General features: G+C 36.3%; 27 protein-coding genes and 2 pseudogenes. All 29 read right to left on the bottom strand.

Translation table 11 applies throughout. The annotated features are described in order from the left end of the window. Positions 1-13: 13 nt before the first annotated feature. The gene (locus PYW36_RS06800; RefSeq protein ID WP_103158803.1) at positions 14-1,507 is read right to left on the bottom strand and encodes a phage distal tail protein; all 1,494 of its coding nucleotides are present in this window, start codon (positions 1,505-1,507) and stop codon (positions 14-16) included. Then, complete coding sequence (locus tag PYW36_RS06805) at positions 1,507-6,168, bottom strand: phage tail tape measure protein (RefSeq protein WP_103158804.1); 4,662 nt, start codon at positions 6,166-6,168, stop codon at positions 1,507-1,509. The genes PYW36_RS06800 and PYW36_RS06805 overlap by 1 nt, the downstream gene beginning before the upstream one ends. Before the next feature lie 25 nt (positions 6,169-6,193). Continuing rightward, entirely contained in the window at positions 6,194-6,337 is a 144-nt protein-coding gene (gpGT, locus tag PYW36_RS06810) for a phage tail assembly chaperone GT (RefSeq protein WP_172458441.1), read from the bottom strand. Between the two features lie 41 nt (positions 6,338-6,378). Continuing rightward, positions 6,379-6,825, bottom strand: coding sequence for a hypothetical protein (locus PYW36_RS06815; protein WP_103158805.1), 447 nt, complete (start codon positions 6,823-6,825; stop codon positions 6,379-6,381). A gap of 207 nt (positions 6,826-7,032) precedes the next feature. Further along, positions 7,033-7,650 (bottom strand): annotated as a pseudogene (locus PYW36_RS06820) (major tail protein); the annotation flags it as partial. An 11-nt stretch (positions 7,651-7,661) separates the two neighbouring features. Then, complete coding sequence (locus tag PYW36_RS06825) at positions 7,662-8,024, bottom strand: DUF806 family protein (RefSeq protein WP_103158807.1); 363 nt, start codon at positions 8,022-8,024, stop codon at positions 7,662-7,664. Beyond that, complete coding sequence (locus tag PYW36_RS06830; RefSeq protein WP_103158808.1) at positions 8,021-8,398, bottom strand: HK97-gp10 family putative phage morphogenesis protein; 378 nt, start codon at positions 8,396-8,398, stop codon at positions 8,021-8,023. The genes PYW36_RS06825 and PYW36_RS06830 overlap by 4 nt, the downstream gene beginning before the upstream one ends. Further along, a complete protein-coding gene (locus tag PYW36_RS06835) occupies positions 8,398-8,730 on the bottom strand; it encodes a phage head completion protein (protein ID WP_103158809.1) in 333 nt (110 codons plus the stop codon). The genes PYW36_RS06830 and PYW36_RS06835 overlap by 1 nt, the downstream gene beginning before the upstream one ends. Continuing rightward, a complete protein-coding gene (locus PYW36_RS06840) occupies positions 8,711-9,001 on the bottom strand; it encodes a head-tail connector protein (RefSeq protein WP_103158810.1) in 291 nt (96 codons plus the stop codon). Before PYW36_RS06840 ends, PYW36_RS06835 begins: the two co-directional genes overlap by 20 nt. Positions 9,002-9,010: 9 nt before the next feature. After that, positions 9,011-9,169 (bottom strand): hypothetical protein, encoded by a 159-nt coding sequence (locus PYW36_RS06845; protein ID WP_172458442.1) that lies wholly within the window; start codon positions 9,167-9,169, stop codon positions 9,011-9,013. Positions 9,170-9,185: 16 nt separating this feature from the next. Continuing rightward, positions 9,186-10,463 (bottom strand): phage major capsid protein, encoded by a 1,278-nt coding sequence (locus PYW36_RS06850; protein ID WP_103158811.1) that lies wholly within the window; start codon positions 10,461-10,463, stop codon positions 9,186-9,188. A 70-nt stretch (positions 10,464-10,533) separates the two neighbouring features. Next, the gene (locus PYW36_RS06855; RefSeq protein ID WP_103158812.1) at positions 10,534-11,133 is read right to left on the bottom strand and encodes an HK97 family phage prohead protease; all 600 of its coding nucleotides are present in this window, start codon (positions 11,131-11,133) and stop codon (positions 10,534-10,536) included. Next, a complete protein-coding gene (locus tag PYW36_RS06860; RefSeq protein WP_172458443.1) occupies positions 11,117-12,370 on the bottom strand; it encodes a phage portal protein in 1,254 nt (417 codons plus the stop codon). Before PYW36_RS06860 ends, PYW36_RS06855 begins: the two co-directional genes overlap by 17 nt. A gap of 4 nt (positions 12,371-12,374) precedes the next feature. Further along, positions 12,375-12,572, bottom strand: a complete 198-nt coding sequence (locus PYW36_RS06865) for a hypothetical protein (RefSeq protein ID WP_103158813.1) — start codon at positions 12,570-12,572, stop codon at positions 12,375-12,377. Positions 12,573-12,585: 13 nt separating this feature from the next. Beyond that, positions 12,586-14,289, bottom strand: coding sequence for a terminase large subunit (locus PYW36_RS06870; protein ID WP_103158814.1), 1,704 nt, complete (start codon positions 14,287-14,289; stop codon positions 12,586-12,588). Beyond that, on the bottom strand, positions 14,289-14,759 hold the full coding sequence (locus PYW36_RS06875; protein WP_103158815.1) for a phage terminase small subunit P27 family: 471 nt from the start codon (positions 14,757-14,759) through the stop codon (positions 14,289-14,291). The genes PYW36_RS06870 and PYW36_RS06875 overlap by 1 nt, the downstream gene beginning before the upstream one ends. Before the next feature lie 112 nt (positions 14,760-14,871). Then, positions 14,872-15,219, bottom strand: a pseudogene (locus PYW36_RS11310) (HNH endonuclease); the annotation flags it as partial. A 4-nt stretch (positions 15,220-15,223) separates the two neighbouring features. Further along, positions 15,224-15,586 (bottom strand): hypothetical protein, encoded by a 363-nt coding sequence (locus PYW36_RS06885; protein WP_103158817.1) that lies wholly within the window; start codon positions 15,584-15,586, stop codon positions 15,224-15,226. Between the two features lie 182 nt (positions 15,587-15,768). Further along, on the bottom strand, positions 15,769-16,164 hold the full coding sequence (locus PYW36_RS06890; RefSeq protein ID WP_103158818.1) for a hypothetical protein: 396 nt from the start codon (positions 16,162-16,164) through the stop codon (positions 15,769-15,771). A 10-nt stretch (positions 16,165-16,174) separates the two neighbouring features. Next, positions 16,175-16,330, bottom strand: a complete 156-nt coding sequence (locus PYW36_RS06895; RefSeq protein WP_172458444.1) for a hypothetical protein — start codon at positions 16,328-16,330, stop codon at positions 16,175-16,177. 136 nt (positions 16,331-16,466) lie between these two features. Beyond that, entirely contained in the window at positions 16,467-16,766 is a 300-nt protein-coding gene (locus PYW36_RS06900; protein WP_103158819.1) for a MazG-like family protein, read from the bottom strand. Further along, positions 16,767-17,015 carry a hypothetical protein gene (locus PYW36_RS06905; RefSeq protein WP_103158820.1) on the bottom strand — a complete coding sequence of 83 codons (249 nt, stop codon included), beginning with the start codon at positions 17,013-17,015 and terminating at the stop codon, positions 16,767-16,769. Between the two features lie 103 nt (positions 17,016-17,118). Beyond that, the gene (locus PYW36_RS06910; protein ID WP_209289910.1) at positions 17,119-17,436 is read right to left on the bottom strand and encodes a hypothetical protein; all 318 of its coding nucleotides are present in this window, start codon (positions 17,434-17,436) and stop codon (positions 17,119-17,121) included. Beyond that, positions 17,433-17,837, bottom strand: a complete 405-nt coding sequence (locus PYW36_RS06915; protein WP_103158821.1) for a hypothetical protein — start codon at positions 17,835-17,837, stop codon at positions 17,433-17,435. The genes PYW36_RS06910 and PYW36_RS06915 overlap by 4 nt, the downstream gene beginning before the upstream one ends. Further along, positions 17,824-18,021, bottom strand: a complete 198-nt coding sequence (locus PYW36_RS06920; RefSeq protein ID WP_103158822.1) for a hypothetical protein — start codon at positions 18,019-18,021, stop codon at positions 17,824-17,826. Before PYW36_RS06920 ends, PYW36_RS06915 begins: the two co-directional genes overlap by 14 nt. Before the next feature lie 51 nt (positions 18,022-18,072). Further along, entirely contained in the window at positions 18,073-18,561 is a 489-nt protein-coding gene (locus tag PYW36_RS06925) for a nucleoside 2-deoxyribosyltransferase (protein WP_103158823.1), read from the bottom strand. Continuing rightward, the gene (locus tag PYW36_RS06930) at positions 18,558-18,968 is read right to left on the bottom strand and encodes a DUF3310 domain-containing protein (protein ID WP_103158824.1); all 411 of its coding nucleotides are present in this window, start codon (positions 18,966-18,968) and stop codon (positions 18,558-18,560) included. Before PYW36_RS06930 ends, PYW36_RS06925 begins: the two co-directional genes overlap by 4 nt. Next, complete coding sequence (locus PYW36_RS06935) at positions 18,965-19,384, bottom strand: hypothetical protein (protein ID WP_103158825.1); 420 nt, start codon at positions 19,382-19,384, stop codon at positions 18,965-18,967. The genes PYW36_RS06930 and PYW36_RS06935 overlap by 4 nt, the downstream gene beginning before the upstream one ends. Before the next feature lies 1 nt (position 19,385). Continuing rightward, on the bottom strand, positions 19,386-19,694 hold the full coding sequence (locus PYW36_RS06940) for a VRR-NUC domain-containing protein (RefSeq protein ID WP_103158826.1): 309 nt from the start codon (positions 19,692-19,694) through the stop codon (positions 19,386-19,388). Between the last annotated feature and the right edge of the window lie 202 nt (positions 19,695-19,896).

Genomic DNA, 19,896 nt, shown 5'->3' on the forward strand with positions numbered 1-19,896 from the left:
GTCACCCTCCTTTCTAGAAGTATCTGTCTTGCCATTTCACTGTGGTATCAAAGCTGTTGAAAGGGTGGACAACAAGTTCAGTATGCCCTGGCTTTACTTTAAAAAAATCACTTCCAAAATCTTTTAAATCTAAAGCGGGCATTCCTTCAATTGTAATAGAATGTGATTGTGTATCTACATACACTAAATCACCACGTTTTATAATATAATCTGCTACACCTTTTTTCTTAGGCAGCTTTTCGTACAAATAAACACCTAACCAATTAATTTCTAAGTACTCTTGATAATCCGCATAAGCACCTAAGAATAAAGTTATGTGTCTGATTTTCTTTTGGAACATTTCCCCACGGTCAACGTATTTCGAACTATTAACATCTAAAGGCGTAGAGCGTTTGTCTTTAGATGGTTCATCGTATTTCCAAGATTTTATAAAAAATTGCTTCCCAGTTCTAATAACTTGAATATATACTGCCATAGCTTTAAATTTCTTTATACTATAGTGTGTTTTATGCTCGTAAATCAATTTTGGTTCTTCTAAATCGTTGTATGCATAAACAACAACTTTGCTTTCGTTCTTAGATTTATATTGATTAATAAAACCTATAACAAACTGTAATTTATTACTTTCATCGTATACATAACTAAAGGCTTTGCCTGCACTAATAGTCCTTTGATTAACATACATCTTAACTATTAAATTAAAATCTTGCACGCTTCTATCAAAAGTCTTTTTAGATGCCGGACCATGATAACCAACACCCGTCCCAGCATCCTTTATAGCAAAGCTTTCGCCATTATCCCAGATTTTAAAACTACCCGAGACCGTACCACCAACAATGTTATCTACCAATTGAGTGCCAGAACCAACTGTATTCCATCCATTGAAGCTTGTTAATTCGTCGGTCAAAACTGTAGGCGATAAATTTTCTACAGTTTTATTAGTATCATCTTCGCCTATCATAAAATACTCTTCATCATTTTTAGCAATCATAAAATACGGTACATCTTTTAACGCCCTTGCCTCAACAATTATTGGTGTGTCTGCCGTACCTGTATTAACCACACTTACTGAATCACTAATTGCGGTATTCTTGCTACCTTCAGTTGAATACTTATAAGGGTCAGTTAACACGACTTTCAAATTAACCACATTGATATGGTTTTCAGTTTTACTTAACAATTCGATTGGACCTTCAAAATATGCGTTCCAGTACCATTCTTTTGATTTAAATTGAAGTTTAACTTGTTTATCGTAGTTAAAGAATTTAACCAACTCATTCAATATGTCATCATGTGACTTTATACCACTATGTGATAAATAGTCATTATGGATGATCATTGGTAATTCAAATTCGTATTGTTTCAACTCTCGCCCTTGATAAACTGAACCACTTCTACCGGGCACTTCTTCAGTTTTTACCTCAAAATTAAAAGAGGGTATTTTAAACCCTCTTTCAATAAATAACCACGGAAGCGTTTTATCATTTACTATTACTGTATCGTTCATTAAGCAAATACACCTCCTGCATTAAATCTTTGTTTACGTAATGTGTCACGTTCTCTTTTATCTACGGTTTTATTAATAAAATCACCTAAACCAAAGTTATCAATCACTGGTTCGTAATCTTTATTTGCAATTTCTTCGTTAGATCCTACAAGTTTTATTAATAAACCAATCATAGTGTCTAACTTTTTCTCTAAATTACTATCGCCGTTGCTACCTACACTATTATTACTAAAGTGTTTAGGTCGTTTATTCTTACTAATATCATTACTAGCCAAAGCAAGTAATTTAGCTGCGTCATCTGCACGACTAGGGTCTGTAGGGATAATCCATTCAGGATAACCATCTTCTCCTAAGTGATATAAACCATTGTGGACAAGTCCGCCAGTTTTATATGCATAAGCTGCAGCTCGATTAAAGCCACCCCAACCATATGTTCTAACAATATATCGCAAAGCAGATATACCTTGATGTAACGGATTATTAAAGTTTGTATAACCCGATTTAGCATTAGACATAAACGTCGGTTGAATCATTTGGAATAAACCTTTTGAAGGTGTGCCACGTTGAGCATTTATATCCCAATTATTAACCGCATTCGGTTGGTAATTAGATTCACGTTTAGCCAGTCTCATCATTGCATCATGAATGTAGTTAGATTTGTAACGACCACCCAATATATTTTGTGCTTGTCTAATTACTCGACTTGCGTATGCTGCACCACTACCTGAAGGGTAACCTTTACCGCCACCTGTTTTGTCATTTTTACGTAACCATCTTTGAGGTTCTACAGAATAACGGTTTGCTTCTCCACCTTGGTTAACTTGGAAGTGTAAATGACGGTAATTTGTCATAGAACCTGTATTACCTGATTTACCAATAAGTTGTCCGGCCTTAATTTGTTCACCAGTTTTACGTAATTGTTGACTTAAATGCATAAACCATAAGAATGTCTTACCTTGTTGTACTGTTATGGCTTTACCACCACCATAATTATCGTACCAACTTCTAACACGTCCACCCATAGGCGTACGAATAGGTGTGCCAACTGGGGTGTCGTAGTCGATACCGTGATGCACACCTCCGTTAAATGGATAATTAGGATTTGGTGGATATGGAGGCGCAGAATAACGTTGTAGTATTTTAAATCCGTCAAATACAGAACCGTCTCCTGCTTGTGCTTCAAAACCATTAGTTATCCAATCAATCGCACCTTTTTTTATCTTCTTAAAAGCAGCTCGAGTAATTTCTCCAACGATACCCATACCTTTTGTTAATGAAGAAAAGTTTACGCCCATAAGCGACATTACTTTGTTGAATAGTTTACCTGGATTATCCATATAATCCATAACGTCGCCTACTTTATCTGAAAGCCATTTAGCACTATTGCCTAAGGCACGACCGACACCTTGCATTTTATCGCCAATCCAATCTTTAGCATTGCCAAACCAAGTACCAACACTAAATCGTGGATACATACCTGCACCTTCTGCTTCTTCTAAGCTTTGTCGCACTCCGCCACTTATTACACGTGACCCTTTAGGTAAGAATGTAGTCGTATCTTTCGCAGGAGTTAAAGCGGTACGTCCGTTAGGGTATTGAATTAATTCACGACGACCATCAATACCTATGCCGTTACCAGGACCTTTATCTCCCACAACTGCCATAGTGCCGTGTTTTAATCGACCATCAGATGTAGTGCGTATATGTCGGTTTATACGTTGCGTCCCTGTAGATAATTTAGGTATTTTAGGCAAGCTTAATTTAGAACCTACCCAGTTTAAACCGTCAATTAATCCATTCAAACCTTTCTTAATGGCGCTAACCATTCCACCGATATGATTTTTGATTTTACCAATAATATTCGCAAGCCCATTTTTCATGTTGTTAAACGTATTGCGGACTGAACGCCATAATGCACTAGCAATACCAGTGACTGAACGTTTAATAGAATCCCATATATTTACAATAGTAGTTTTAACTCTATTAAATATATTTCGTGTGCCAGTACTTAAATTATTCCACGTATTGCGCACGCCGTCCCATAAAAGTCGAGCAAAACGAGTAACACTATTTTTAATTTTCGACCAAGTATTAGTAATCCATGCTCTTAAATTCGAAAAAATATTACGTGTAGAACGACTAAGTGCATTCCAAATACTCCTAACCAATTGATAGGCACTACTTGCATATCTATATATTGTGGATTTAATAGAACTCCAAATATTTGTTATGAACGATTTGACAGATTTAAATATGAATATCGTAAAATTTTTAATATTATTCCAGTTATTCCTAACTGTATTCGCTATGGATTTAGCAATTGTAGTCACCACAAACTTGATAGCATTCCAAGTATTTAAAAATGCTTGCTTATATAAAGATAATATTTTTCGAATTACAAATAATAAACCATTAAAAATAGCTGTAGCACCTGTTTTCAAGGCATTTATAATAAATAACGTACTAGTCTTAATAACTTTCCAAACGCCTATTACCGTATTTTTTATGGCATTAAAAATTGTAGTAATTACAACCTTCCACATATTGAAGTAGGCTTTCATTAACATCCACCAATTTTGAATGATAAACATTACACCATTTTTCAAGCCATTCCATACGGCAATACCAAATGATTTAATGCTGTTCCAAATCACTGATAGTGCATTTTTAATACCATTCCATAATTTTATGACATTATTTCGGAAGATCTCATTATTCCTCCACAAATGAATGATTGCAGCAACTAATAATCCTACTGCAGTGATTACGAGTCCTATTGGACCAGTCATAAATCGAATTGCTAAACCTAAACCTTTTGACGCAATTGATGCTGCTTTAGTAGTAGCAGTCCATATTTTAATAGCAGTCTCAGAAAGTTTTGTTTTTATCGCCGCTATTGTTTGTGATGTGGATAATCTAGCAACTGCATACCTGTATCCATCTGCTATAGCTTTTGAAGTGGTTACTATACCATTCCATATTTTTTGTGTTCCTGACCACAATTTTGTTGCGCCGTTTGCTAATTTTGTAGCAATCGTAAAGTTACGTATCCCTAACATCAATGGTCCTAGCACTGTCATCGCACTACCTATAGTAGATACCATAACGCCTAAAGCCATAAGTAATGGTCCTATTGCAGCCGCTAGTAAACCGAATCCTACAACTACTTTTTGAGTACCTTTGGGCATTTCATTTAATTTAGTTGCGGCATGAGAAACCCATTCCGCTAGCTTTTTAATGTACGGCGCCATAACATCGCCAATACTAATTGCTAGGGATTCAATGGCCGATTTCATCTGACGAATTGAACCACCGATTCCGCCTTCCATTTCATCTGACATTCGCTTTGAAGCGCCTGTTGAATTATCGATGGACTTGGTTAGTTTTTTGTAATCCTCATCAGATGCATTAATAACAGCTAACGCTCCACTCATTGCTTCTTTGCCGAATATGGTAGCCGCCGCACTTGCTTGTTGTTCCTTAGAAAGACCTTTAAACTTCCCACGTAATTGATCCATAACATCACGCATCGGCAACATATTGCCACTACTATCGGTAATAGATATACCTAATTCATCCATTTTTTCTTTCATTGCTTTAGTCGGGCTAGATAAGTTAGTAAACATTGTACGTAGTGCAGTTCCGGCTTTTTCTCCTTTAATACCTGCATTAGACATCAAACCAATTGCTATAGATGTATCTTCCACAGTGTAACCTAAAGCCCCGGCAACTGGTGCTGCATATTTAAATGCCTCACCTAAACCACGTACATCAGTGTTAGCTTTAGAGCTTGTCTGCGCTAGTACATCTGCAAAGTGACCGCTATCTTTAGCTTTCATTCCAAATGCAGTTAAACTATCCGTTACAATGTCACTTACTTGTCCTAAATCTTCACCCGATGCAGCAGCTAACTGCATAACACCATCAATACCACCTAGCATATCTTTAGTATCCCAACCTGCAAGCGCCATGTAGTTTAATGCATCGGCGGATTCACTGGCACTAAATTTTGTTTTAGCGCCCATTTCAAGTGCCTTATCACGTAATTGTTGGAATTCACTTCCCGTAGCACCTGAAGTCGCTTTAACTTTACGCATTGAGTCGTCAAAGTCTATACTTTTTTTAACTGCTGCACCAAACCCGGCAACAATCGGCGCACTTACATACATACTCATATTACGCCCAACAGACTGCATTTTACTGCCAATTTCTTGCAAGCGTGGTCCCAACTCACTAAATTTATTACCAATCTTACCCATAGTCGTGTTTAAAACTTGTTGTTGACGCTCCAAAGCTTTCATTTCAGCCGTTGCTTGATTCAACTCTTGTTCATATTTATTTAACTCTGCATAGGCTTGATTGTATTTAGCAGCAGCCGCTTGTGTTTTAGCGCTGTTTTCTCCTGTTTCTTTCGATAATTGGTCATAATTATTTTTCAATTCTCTGACTTTTTGAGCTTGAATTTGTTGTCGTTTAGTTAATCCATCGACTTTCACTTTAGACTTCTCAAGTGATTGATCATAACGCCCAAATTTAGAAAGGTTAGCGCTCATTTCACGAGAAACCATGCGCATTTGTCGATTTAATCCAGTAATACCACGATTAAACCCCGAACCGTCTAAATCAACTTTTATGACCATATTACCTATAGGATTTGCCATTTAGTTTCCTCCTTTCTTCAAAAAATTAGCCGAACACTTGAGCAAAGCTTGTTGCTTTTTTCTTGTGTTCAACTCTTGAATTTAGAATTTCTAAAAAGAAATGAATTGGCATGTTAGCCACTTTCTCAGGGTCCATGCCTTCATCGATTAATTGCTTTGCAACTTTCATGTAGTTGTTGTATCTACCCTCAGGCGTTAAGTCATCAGGATTTATTTCTTCTTCTCGGTCACGAACTTTTTTGTGTCGTCCACATCTCCTGAAATGAGCTGTTCTAGCACATTAATTAAATTTGTAAGACCTTCAAAACCTGCAGGAATACCTTTTTGTAATTCTTCAGACGTAAATTGATTACCGAAACCATCGGCAATAAACGCAGTGATTTCTTCAATGATTTCAAATTGTTGAACAACTTGCTCTTGATACTCATCTACTTTTGCTTGATGTTCTTTTTGCTCTGTTACGCTTAATTTTTCGAATTCTTCTTGTGTTAGTTCTTCAAAATCAGGTTCTTTAAAAACTTTTGTCACACGCGTTGACAACTTTGAACCTTGAATAGTGTCAAAAAGTGACAACATAGGCTTTGCATAATACTTTTTAGTTTGTGGTTTACCTGTCTTTGTGTAACCTGTAATAAGTTCGATTGAAGTTCTTGCCATTATAAATTCCTACCTTCATTTTTATTTTTGCGCAAAAATAAAAGAGGGGTCGGATACCCCTCTTGCTTATACTTCTTGAATGCCATCGGCAATGCCTGATAGATTATCAGCTAGTGAACCTGGTTCAGGCGAATCAGATTCACTAATCGACTTTCCCGGCATCGCTTTTGTATCCTCATCTAACGTTAAAGTTTGATCTAAATCTTGAACAAACTCATCAAAAGTCTTACCAAAAGTTTCAGTAAATACATAGTCACGTCCAGTAGTGGTACCTTTTTTATCGAAACCAGTTACATGTGAAGATTCGTCAAATAAACGGTCAACGAATGAACCTTCCACTTCGTCATTTTGGAATTCAACTTTATCTTGTTTAGTTTGACCTGATAAGTTTGGACGAGTGAATTTACCTTTAAATAAACCAACCCATTCGGATGAGCCGTCATGATTAGTACGTTCAAATACAACCGCTACATCAGGTGGAATATCATTCGCACCATATTTAAAGCCGTTAGCACCTTTTTTAGCACCTGCTAAGAATGCTTTTTGTTCAGGTGGGATTGATACGAATGTTGTTTTAACTGATAATTTACCATTCGATACTGCAGTTGCAGCAACCATATTGTCGCCGTATTCTTCTTCAACTTCTTGTGGACGGTCAACTTCGATTTCTTTTAAAAATCGAGTACGGTGACCTGATTTAACCTTCCACGCTTTATCTGTATCACTTTCAATCGGCGCCCAATAAAAGTTAGTAACACCAATGGCAATACCTGACACACCTGTATTATCTGCAAAGTGTTGCAAGTTTAACTTTAATTTTTCCATTTATAATCCTCCTAAAATAATAGAGAACCTGATGCACGAATGATTTCTCTAAAAGTTAGAGTTTCAACTTCGTACATCGGTTCTCTGTAATATGATTTAAAATTTAATTGCTTTAGATTCTCCACAATCGCTTCTGCTTGCTCATGCGGTTCATCTGATGACCACCAAATATCAATTTGGAAGTCGAATTCTCTTGAGAATTCCTCGTTGTCTGCATATTCATCAGGGTTATACGGTAACGGGGTAATCCTTACAATTGGTTGATTTGTTGATTCGTGAAAATTCTCAGGAACCACATATTTAAATACGTTATCCTCAACCGTAATACGTTTGTCGGCGATGAGTTTCTTGTAAATCACATCAGTTACATTCATTTCATCACCCTTCTCATAGCGGTTAGCATTGCTTTATATACTAGCTTACTACCGCTTTTTTCTGTTTTAGTAATCCACAATTGTGGACGTTGATACATAGTGCCGAATTCCGTTGCATGTATCCGGTGTGAATAGCCTTTTGTATATCCAATAAGGACATACTTTTCACTTGAATCACGGTCAGTTCTAATATTCGATACTGCTATATTATCCTTAGCATGTCGCTTTCTATCACTGACTGGCGTGTTACGTTTAAGTAAAGGTGTAAGTGCTAATGCACCGGCTCTTAACACACGATTCTGTGACGCCTTAAATTCTATCTGCTTTCTAACCAAACCTTGTTCAATGTTATTCTTCTCAATCTTTGCACCCATTAGAAAACCACCTCGCAATAAACACGCACATAAGACTTATCTTCATAGTCTTTTTTGACGTATTTGATTTGATATTTATCACCGTCATGGATTACATAATGTTTATTGTTCGGTTTATAATCTCCTCTTGGATCACGTATGATGATTGTTTTAATGAACTGTGAACCTGTCGTTAGACTTGTCTGCATATCTGATTCTCTTGCATCTTGAATACATGCATAGCAACTGTATAACTCTTCTGTAATCGGCTTTTGTGGAAGACCATTGATTGATTTACTGGTATCTTGGCAAAAAGTTACTCGTTCATTTAACCTATTCGAATTGAACTTCATACGCATCACGCAACTTATGCACAACACTTAATACCATATGCGGTGCATAGTTAAGGTTCCTTTCCGAAAAAGCCAAACGATTTTCAAAGTAATAAGCAGTGAGTGGGAATACTGCAGTCTTAAATAATCTTTGCTCCTCTAACCAAGCCATATCATCAGTAACCGCACTCGCTATATCTTCTTTTGCCCATTCGTAGTACATTTCCAGTAAATCGTCTTCTGAACTATGGTCTATTTTGCAATGCTTTTTTAATAGCTGTAAATCACTCACTGCTATCACCTACTTAACATCAATACGTTGTAACATACCGTTTTGTGGTTTGCCTTTTTTATTGACTTCATTTGCACGTCTTACAGACATTTCAACCACATCATTTACATTAAGTACTTTACCGAGTGATTTATCTTTATACTGTGTCAATACTTTGTATTTAGCCACTATAAATCACTCCTTATTAAACTTCTTGAATACCGTCTGCAATACCTTCGAGATTCTTCTCTAATTCTGTTTTGTCGAAATCTACTACAATTGCAGCTTTGTAATCTAAGATTCGGCAATCTTGACGTACCGCAACCATTAAGCATTCACCGAAGTGCATGTAGTCAGTCCAACCAGCTTGATATTGTGAACGATCAAATAACACGATAGCGTCTTTTAAGTTACCAATAATCATCTTCATTTGACCTGCTGTACCTAATAATTCATCAGGCAAGATTTCAACTTTAGCGCCTAATAAACGTTTTTGCGTAGGTTCTTTCACATCAGGTTGAATTAAGTAGTTACCTTGCTTATCTTTTAATTTATCAAGCATTGCAAATAATGATTGAGATACAATCGCAACGTTATGCTCGTAATTTGGTTTTACATTTAAATTAACTGCATCTTTAAGGTCGTCTAATGACTTCGCTTTCTTAACTTCTAATTTAGCGCCTTCTTTTTCAAATCCAGTTGTTTTAGATCCAGTAGAACCGTTAGTGATAACATCTAAAATAGCTTTGTTACGTGTAGCTGCAATCGTACGCGCCATCCATAATTTTAATTCTTGTAACACGTTAACTTTTGCATCTTCAATTGCTTCACGAGAAATTCGGAAGTAACCACGACGTGTTTGAATGTCATAAGCTAATTCGAAGAAAGGTTTAACCGCTAATTCAGGGTTCTCTGCTAATTCTTCCACAACTGGTAAAGCTGCAACTTCTGATTGACGTACAACTGGGTATTTACCTGAACCATTAGTAACACGTTTTACAGTGACGTATTTATCAAGGTTAAACTCTACTTCTTTTAATTTAAGAATGTCAGTTACAATTTCTTCAGGGATTAATACAAATCCTGAATCAGTTTTAAGTGAACCACCTTTAATGTCTTCACGTGTCTCTAAATAATTAGTGAAGTCACGTACTTCTTGTGATGTCACTTTAGTGTCTTGAATTGAAATACCTAACTCGTTTAAGTTTGGTGCTTGACGATATGCACGTGTAGATTCAACCACAACTGGTTGTGCATCCGTTTCATCAGAATTGCCTTCTTCTTGTTGGTCTTTTTCTTGTAACTTTTTTAATTCATCTTCTTTTTCTTTAATCTGTGTGCGTAGATCAGCAATTTCCTTTTCTAAAGTTTCTGCTTTCTCTAATTCATCATTGTCCAATGCACGTGTAGCGTATTTAATTTTTAAATCAACACTACGCTTTAAATCCGAAATTTCGGAACGTAAAATATCTTTTTTATTCATTTGAATTCCTCCTAAATTTTTGCATAAAAAATAGACGTCGCTTTTTAAGCACGTCCAATGGTTGTATTTGTTAATGGTGTTCAACTTCACCAAGCTTATTTGTAATAGAATGTTTTTTGAGTTTTAACTCTAACGCCTTTTTGCGCTCCTCATTTTCAATGTTTTCAATACTACGTAATGCTGGTTTTACATCAGTATCTTTGTATGCCGGATAAGTTACAACGGATACATCTGTAAGTTCACGAATCGCTTTCAAAGTACGTTTATAGATGTTTTCTTTCTCGTCAAAACGCATTTCATCGCCTTGCTCATCGAGCATAAAACCAAATGAGCATTGATTGATGTTACCCACGCGCATATTTTCGTATAAATCACGTGCAAATGTTGTATTTGGTAATTTACAACGGTATTTCAAACCAACATCATCAGTTTCAAGCTCCAACGTCCCCGATTTCGTTCTGCCGATAATTTGTGATGGTACATGGTCTACCAAACAACGCACATCAGATAAATCAGTGTTTTCTAAAGCACTTCTTGAGATTGTTTCTTTGAATCCACCTAAATTTTCTGACCATGTATCAAATTTTAAAGCGTAACCCTCAATAACCATTTCATTATCGTCATTCGAACGAACTTCAGTAATGTTACCGACTCTAGTTTCCTTGCCCATCTTCCTCACCACCTTTCAATTTGTTGTCAGTGCCGCGTGATTTATTCATTTGGTACTCATCAACAAGCGCTATATTCACGTGGTTGAGGTCAACACGATGAATACTACCGTAGCCACCAGGAATAGGCGGTAAGCCATCACGTTTACGGACTTCATCAATGTTTGTTTTACCTGAATCGATATTGATTTTATCGATTTCAGCTTGTGTTTTTTCATCAACCACACGTATTTCAGTAGTATCAAATTTAAATTCACAGACTTTATCCGTATATTCGTCATTGAATTTGAAATTTAACTCTGCACAAACGCATGTAATGTAAGGTTTTAGCGTTGAAAGATAGTCCAGGTTCGCGTCTGTAATGCTCATATTCGTTGTTTCGATACCGAATTTGTGTAACGGTATGCCAAATACTCCGGCAATCTCACGTGTGGATGATTTATTCTCACGAATGAGCTTTAACACTTCAGTATCGACTTCTAATTGGTCAAATGTCATCGATTCATCTAGCACAACCACTTTACCGGCTTGTTTAGTACCACTAAATGCTTTGTGGAATTCCTTTCTCGCACGGTCTCTCGCTTTTTTATCGTTTAAGACGCCTTTCATCTTAAGTATTCCGCCTGCATGTGTACCATTGCGTAAGAAGTTATTTAAAAAGTCTTTACCATTGTTATCAGAATCAATCGTCCTACTCAATGTATCGAGTAAAGATAACCCATGAATGCCGTCTAACGAGTAGAATTTAATGTCTAACATATCTTCATATTTAATATTCCGACTAATAAATTGACCGTTATCATCTGTACGTTCATGTAGATAGTATGGACGTGCCATTCTGTCAGATTTCAATTCAACTTCAGAAGTTTTTCTGAAAGTTAAACTAACCGGATTACCTAATTTATCACGTGTGATCTCAACATAACCATGCGACGTCAATAAAGCACTGGCAAACACGACTAATTTAAAAATGTAGCCGTTGTATAGAGAATTTGGTCGTGTGTTTAACAAATGAACAACCTTATTACTATAATCAATCTGACCGTTAACATTTAATCTAATCGGCATACGTGCTAAATCCGACGCAATCATCATAACTGCAGTGAATATATCACTATGTTTAATAGCCTCCACATCGGTATACTGCCTTAAACTAGTACCTTGAAAGCCTGGTAATGTCTGCACCATCATTTGCAAATCATCTTCGTTGTATTGTAAATCTCGGTAGAAAATACCCACTTAATCACCTCCTCTCCCGTGATTCGTTATCAATAATTAACGCAATAATCACAAGAAAAGCACCTGTGTTAGCAAGTCCTAACTCAACGCCAAATGCTAAGTAAGTTGCGGTATTCATTACGATTAAACCCAATAAAAAAAGGATGCTAACAATGTTAACAACCAGTAATTTTAACGGTATTAAAATTTTATTTAACTTCATCGTCCCACCACCTTTAAAAGCCAAATTCTTCACTTTCATAAATCGACGACCAATCTTCACTAAACTCATGCATGCTCGCTTCACTGAATGCAGTTATAACAGAGATAATAGGGTCAATCTTTTGTCGATTCATCTTTTTATTAATTTTTACGTTGTCCTCACCGTCATAAATTAATACGGCATTGTTAACAGCTATAGTTAGTAAGTTATTGCCAAAGTGTTTGATTGTCTTTTCTGCAACCCACATTCTAAACGTTTTAATCGGTTGTGATAGACTTCTAAAGTTTTGACCAACTTCAATCATCTGCCAATCAATCATCATAGACTCTAATGTGGTTATAAAAGATTGGGCATTCCATGGATCATAACATAACGCTTTAACGTTTAATTGATATTCATCCACAATATCAAGGATATACTCAATAACCCGCTTATAATCAATCATGCCACTTTCAGATGTGGTCACTTCTGCTTCTCCTAAATTGATTAATTGTGAATAGTTTATCTTGTCACGCTTTGACTTCTGTTCTAAATCCGTTCTTAATCCTATAAACGAATGGCTATCGATTAACATATCGCCGTCATCTGTCGGAAATATAAATCCTACAGATGTTAAGTCGTCAAGTCGTGATAAATCGACACCGATATAAACATCTTTGCCGTATAAGTTATAATCTTCACGCTTAACCTCGATTGATTCCCACTCATTAATATTGATTAAACTATCTTCCTTATTCGCTTGCCAAAGGTTGAAGTTTTTAATCAAAATCTTATGAAATGATGTACCTTTTTCTAATTCGTCTTGAATGTCTGATTTAATGTTACGTAGTATCGTATCTCTATGTTCGTCCGATTCCAGTAACGGCATTGCTTTAATCCACAGTGATTCATCATTTACTTCATCTTCAGAATCCATTTCAGCGCAATAAACAAAGTAATTATCCGCTTTAACTTCGCCCGATAATATTTTAGTAATGTATTTATACTCTTGATACATCTGACTATTCAAATTGTCGCCTGCCGTCGAAATCAAGAGAGTGAGAGGGTTCTTTTGCAACGTCATACCAGTTTTAAATCTTGAATACATTTCATCGTCTGGCATGCTTGCTAACTCGTCCAGTATAGCCACAGTTGGGTCTTTACCATCAACTGCTTCCGGATTATTAGAAAGTGGTTCAAAAACGCTCTCTGACGTTGTATGGGCAAGGTCTGTTTTACGTACTTCCGTCGATTTACGTATTAAATTACTTTTCTCACGCAACAACCTTATTTGTTGACTTGCCATCTTAAATATTGTTTTAGCTTGTTTATAAGTTGATGATGATACATATATTTGTCGGTTGTATTTCGGATATTGACCAAATAACAATTCATTTAGCGACATCCCAGACACTACTAGCGATTTACCTTGTTTCCTCGCCATACTTACATAGCATTTAGTAAATCGTCTAAAACCTCCATCACGACGCCAACCGTAAATGCTACCAACAATAAACTTTTGAAATAACATTAATGGCATAGGTTCGTTCGTTTTAGGGTCAGGCAACATCTCTATAAATTTAATTGCTTTATTTGCTTTCTCAACGTCCCAATAACAACCGTCAGGGGGATTCTTTAAATCATTTAAGTGACGTTTAGCTACTGCGTAATTCTTTTTACTAACGAGTATGTCGCCACTTACAACCTTTTCGGCGTAAAGTGTTGCATAATCAATCATTATTCGTCACTCGCAAATTGTTTGAATGGATCATCATCTTCTTTTTCATCAGGTACGATAATACGCAATCGACTATCAATTGTTAAACCTAATGTGTTAGCCGTTTGTTGCATACGTATACCGGCTTTCTCCTTTACGTTAAATGCCGGGTTTACTTTCTGATTGCCTTTATCATCCACAATCATTATGTCCTCTTGTTCTAATATGACACTAGCTTTAACAAAATCACTGTAAAAGCTACAATATTGTGCAATTTGACCAGTGTCTAATTTAGATATAGGCAATTCTTGCATATGTGGGATGATACGTTTGTATTCTTCTTTTGCGATTTCGTCTAAAAAATCAGGTGGGGTTGCGTCAATCTTTGAAAATTTATTTAATTCCGCTTCTTGACGCTCTTTTTCAATTATTTCTTCTTTTGTATAATTTTTATTCGAATTTAATAATAATTTTTTCGGTCTGCCTGCCAAAATTAGCACCTCCTACTAAAAATGTTTAAAAAAAGGGAAATCTTTGAGAAGAAGAGTGCGCCTCGTTCTTCGTCGCCTTCCTCACTGCCCCCCGTTCTTTGATGTGGGGGACTTCCTTTTGCTCTCTTTTCGTTTTTTGATTGTGACATTCGTAACACAATGGCTGTAAGTTTTCTTTTTCCAATCGTTTTGACCAATCAACTTTCGTCGGGATAATATGGTCAACCATTTGTGCTTGTCGTCCACACGATCTACAAATATAATCATTCTCCATCAACACAATTTCACGCATTCTCTGCCACTGCCTAGACTTATAAAAACGTAAGTATTCAGGGGCATTCCGACGTCTCACATCATTATATTTATCGTTTACATATGGTTTATGCTTATCACAGTATGACTGATTAAATGATATAAGTGCATTGCATGTAGGATGATTGCATCGTCTCATTACTGCCATCCAATCACCTTCCTATGTCTTTGATGTCGACCACAATATCTTTAGTTTGGTTTGCAATCAGTACTTGATTACCAATGATGTCATGCACAATGTACTTGTCTTTGTTGAAAGTAACTGCATCACCTTTATTAATAACCTTGTGTAAGTCAGGTTGATACGTATTCACATTAAGTCCTGCCACTGTATCTAGCGTTACATTATTAAGCGATGCCATACATGTAATATGTTCTAGCGCATCACCTAGTAACATCGTTACTGTTTCATTGTCATCGTTATCTACCAACTGACCTGCCACAGATACTAATGACAGTAGATGTTTATTGTAGTCAGTGGGTTGTTTCATGGATTGATACTTATTTAATTCCATAGTTCACCTCATAATAAAAAGACACTGCAAATGGGGGTGCAGTGCCTTAAGGACTAAGGGATGTATATATAGTATGACTAGAACGTTATTGTTCCTAAGTTGATTATAATAAATAAAGTAAGATAAACCTAACACTGTGTAAAGTGTGTAATCTGTGTAATGTGTGTAATTTATACCCTTAACTATTGTTGATTCATATACACACTCACGATGTCATTTAACCTATTGTATATATTCTTTCTACTCATCATCATCAATACTTCTATTCGAGAGAAACTCTCACCTTGTTTGAGTAATTGCAAAATGTGATAGTTCTTATCATTAGTAATAAGATGCTCGTGCTCATCGATGAACGATACCTTGTCGATTAAGTCTTGTGTCTTACGTCTATCCTTATCATTACGTATGACACGTACCAGTACTTTGTCTCCAGTACCACCCTGTGCTTTAGGCATTGCTGATTCAATACCATACTGTCCAATAGATGTACTGTCATATTCATAAACCTGATGGTCAATAAGTCGACGCATCCAGTGATAATCCATTATTAATTGTTTAACTTCAGATGGTGTGTACATTCGTTACCTCCTACTTAATAAGTTTGTCAATGTTATCTTCAGAAAGTACCCGACGTGCTAATGTCAACATTGTGTATTCCAATTCATCTATATACTTAGTTAAGTAATAATTACGTGTCAGTAGTGCGATTGATAATAGTGATAGTAATATAACTAATATGTGCATTACTTATCCCCCAGCATATCATTCATTAGTGCCTTAGCACCCTCATAAATCAGAATCGTTACCAGTGTGTGTAAAATAACTTTCATATGATCACTCCTTGTTTAATATGTCTTTAACAATTTGCAGTATATCTTTACTACAAGTCGTCGGATTTGATGAATGTTCCATTTCTTGTTTCGCCTGTTCTGTCTTTAATCTCGTCATACGCATATTGTAAACACTCCTCTAATGTCCAGCCGTGTTGTTGTGCCAAAATTATTAATGTAACTACTGTGTCGCCTATACCGTCTTTTAATTCCTCTATACGGTTACGTGACATAGCTTTTGCAATTTCTCCTGATTCCTCCCACACTTTCAGCGCTTGTCTGTCAGTGTTTCCATTGTGTAATCCTTTATCAATACTCCACTGTTCTACTTGTTTGATTAATTTATCCATTTATTTGTCCTCCTTTGTAAGATTAAGTGTTCTAATTTCGTATAACACATTTACAATAAAAATTGCCGTGACAAAAGCTAATCCTTTTATTCCTTCAAACTTAGTAACCGAGATGAATAGCACCATCACAATCAACATAAAAACCAAACTACAAATCCTACCTACGTACTTGTTGTTGAGTCGATGATGGAGGAAATGTTCCGTCAATACACAAACAACAAAAGTAAGTATAAGCGTCCATGCAGTCATTCACTCGTCCTCCTCGTTACTCTTCATTTACTCTTCATTTACTCTTCATTACTCTTTGTTAATGCATTCTAAATTTAGTATCTATTAATGGAAGTTTTAACATTTACTTGTCCCCCTCATTCCATTTACTGCCTTCCTTAACTAACCCACGTACAGTTAATTCATGACTCAATCTAGTGTCATTCTTAAGCACCTCATCTAGTTTATGTCGCAAGTTGATGTACCACGTGTTGTGACTAACTGATAGCTTATAATTGATGTGGCGAGTGAATAAATCCACCACATCGTCTAGTTTTCGTCTGTATTCATCACGTTCTGCACGTAAACGGGTAATATCTTCGATGAGTGTGTCTCGTTCCGCTTTGTATGCGTCACGTTCTTTTTTTAGTCGTACGTGTTCAAATTCGATAAGACCTTTCATTCTACAAATTCCCCCTCGCGCCATATTAGCGTCATCGTATAGTCGTCATTCAATATATAAAAGGCTTTTGACAACGCCTTTGCGTCATCATCAACATCGCCTATAGCGCCGTTAATAGACTCACTAAAATACATATGCATGATTTGACCGTAATCACTTACAAACAACTCAATAAGGGTTGGTATTATAGTATCTTCGTCGATTTCTTCTTCAGTTTCTACTGTGAAAATATCTTCAGGCTCTACCAAAGTAGACTCATCAACACCAATCCAACTATCTTCATCAAAATATACACGCCCTCCTCGACTGGCTAGAAAACTTTCATTTTTTATCCCATTCTCCCAAGCCCACTCAATAAGTTCAGGTAGCGTCATTTCCTTTTTCGTTTTAATCTTTACCATTCCGCATAACCTCCAAATTAGATTTACTGTACTGCTTTTCTATCAACATCGTGACTTTGTCTTTATTTACATTGACGACAAAGCCCCTAATGCCTTTTACACTCAACTCATTCTGTACCTGCGTCGGCGTCTTGCCTGCACAGTCGTAAATGTAGTTAACACGTTTGATTGCCGTTAATTCCATGTGTCACGCCCTCTTTTCTCCACACGATCTAACCACGAATAAATAGATTCATCACTTTAAATCTTCCAGTATCTCATCGAATGTCTGAATCCCTCTGCCCTCTGTAATTTCTAAAATTACGCCATACACATATTGATTAATCGAAAACTCTTGTCTGTCCTGTTCTTTCGAAATATGTCCTGTACCTTGTCTAACATCTGTACATTGGACATATACTTTAGGCATTGCATAAATAGGCGTACTTAATCTTGATAAATCTTTAAGCATATACTGTACAAATCCCATTTCGCAAATTGTACCTTGATTGTGTGGTAAGTAATCGAATATTAGTATTTGACTTGTCGTCATACCTAGCGTGTCGTTATCCACAATTCGTTCTGCTAAATTATCTTGATTTGCATTGTCTTTATCATTAATATCTTTATCATCTTGCGGCGCATAAACTTCGTAACCTAGTTTAGTAAGTTCTGCTTTCTCATATGCACGTCGCATTTGGTCACCTAGATCTAACATGCCACCGCCTAAATATATTTGTTTCATCGCTTGTCCTCCTGCAAGAAATCACGATAACGTGTCGCATAATCGATAATCTTATTCAGTTCCTTCACTTCATCGTCTTTATAGCCTAAACGATCAATATACTTACTAATTTGTGACTTAAATGCGCCCCTAAGCTCATCAGGATTATAACGCTGGCACCAGTAATCAATTAAATCTGTTTTGCCATTTCCGTAATGATTAGGACGTTTATTCTCATATAATTCAAAATCATCTTCATCAGTTATCGTTTCAATCCCATGAGCGCAGTGAAGCTTTGCCCATCGCTTGTCATTCGGCATTTCCCTTACATAACCTTGTATTGGATAAGCGTTAATGCCATCAGTTTTGTGTTTATAATCCACATATGCCATGACTTTGTCGCCCAGTTTTAAATCTTGAATTTTCATAACTTCACACCCTTTTTCTCCATTAATTCTTCAGGTGTTGCACCGTTACGCAATCTGCTATTCACAACTTCGTAACGCATGTTCAACAACTTAGCTAACTGTCTTACTGAGACTACGTAACCGTTAATAATAAACTCACGAGAATGATCACCTGGAATTTTCGGTAATTTCTTTTCTTTCGGTTTAGCAGCATAACGTTTAATTTCTTTCTGCTTCACTGGTACGCGGGCAAATCTGCATAAATCATAGTAGGCCCTGCTAGGCTTAACCGATTGTGGTACTGTAGTTAACCATGGTTTCTCTTTTCTTTTCGATTTATATCTTTGATACGCTTGCTCCATTTTCGATTTCTCAAATTCATCATGAGACGTTATTGTCGGTTTCTCTCCATTACGATGTAAAGCTAATGTATGCATATTAATCACCTTCTATAATTTTTAATGCGTCTTCCACACTGTATGCTATGCCTGCCAATGCCCCGTTTTGTTTGACCACATCTATAAATTTGTATTGGTCATCACGAACACGACCACCAGGCTTTTTAACTTCTATAAAAAATATCTGTCCATCTTTTCTAAATCCGAATAGATCACTAAAACCTTTAGGCAATCCTGTATCAAAATATCTACCGTCTTGTGTTCTAACTTTTCCTACGTTAGCTCTAAAGATTACGTTCTCTTTAGATGCAGCTATTCGAATTAAGTTCTGAATATCTTGTTCGGTCATTTAAACCTCCATAAAATTAAACTTGGAATACCTTACAAGGGTTATGTGTAAGGGTTCGTTCCTACTCTCCCAAAGGATTGGATGACTTTTATAAGGGTGGAACCCTTTTTGAAGTTTTTTACTATATAAACCTATATCTTTTTATTAGTTATTACTTTTCTATATAACTATTCCAACTATTACTAATAAGTAATAAAAAGTA

The organism is Staphylococcus chromogenes (genome assembly GCF_029024625.1).
GTDB classification, from domain to species: Bacteria; Bacillota; Bacilli; order Staphylococcales; family Staphylococcaceae; genus Staphylococcus; species Staphylococcus chromogenes.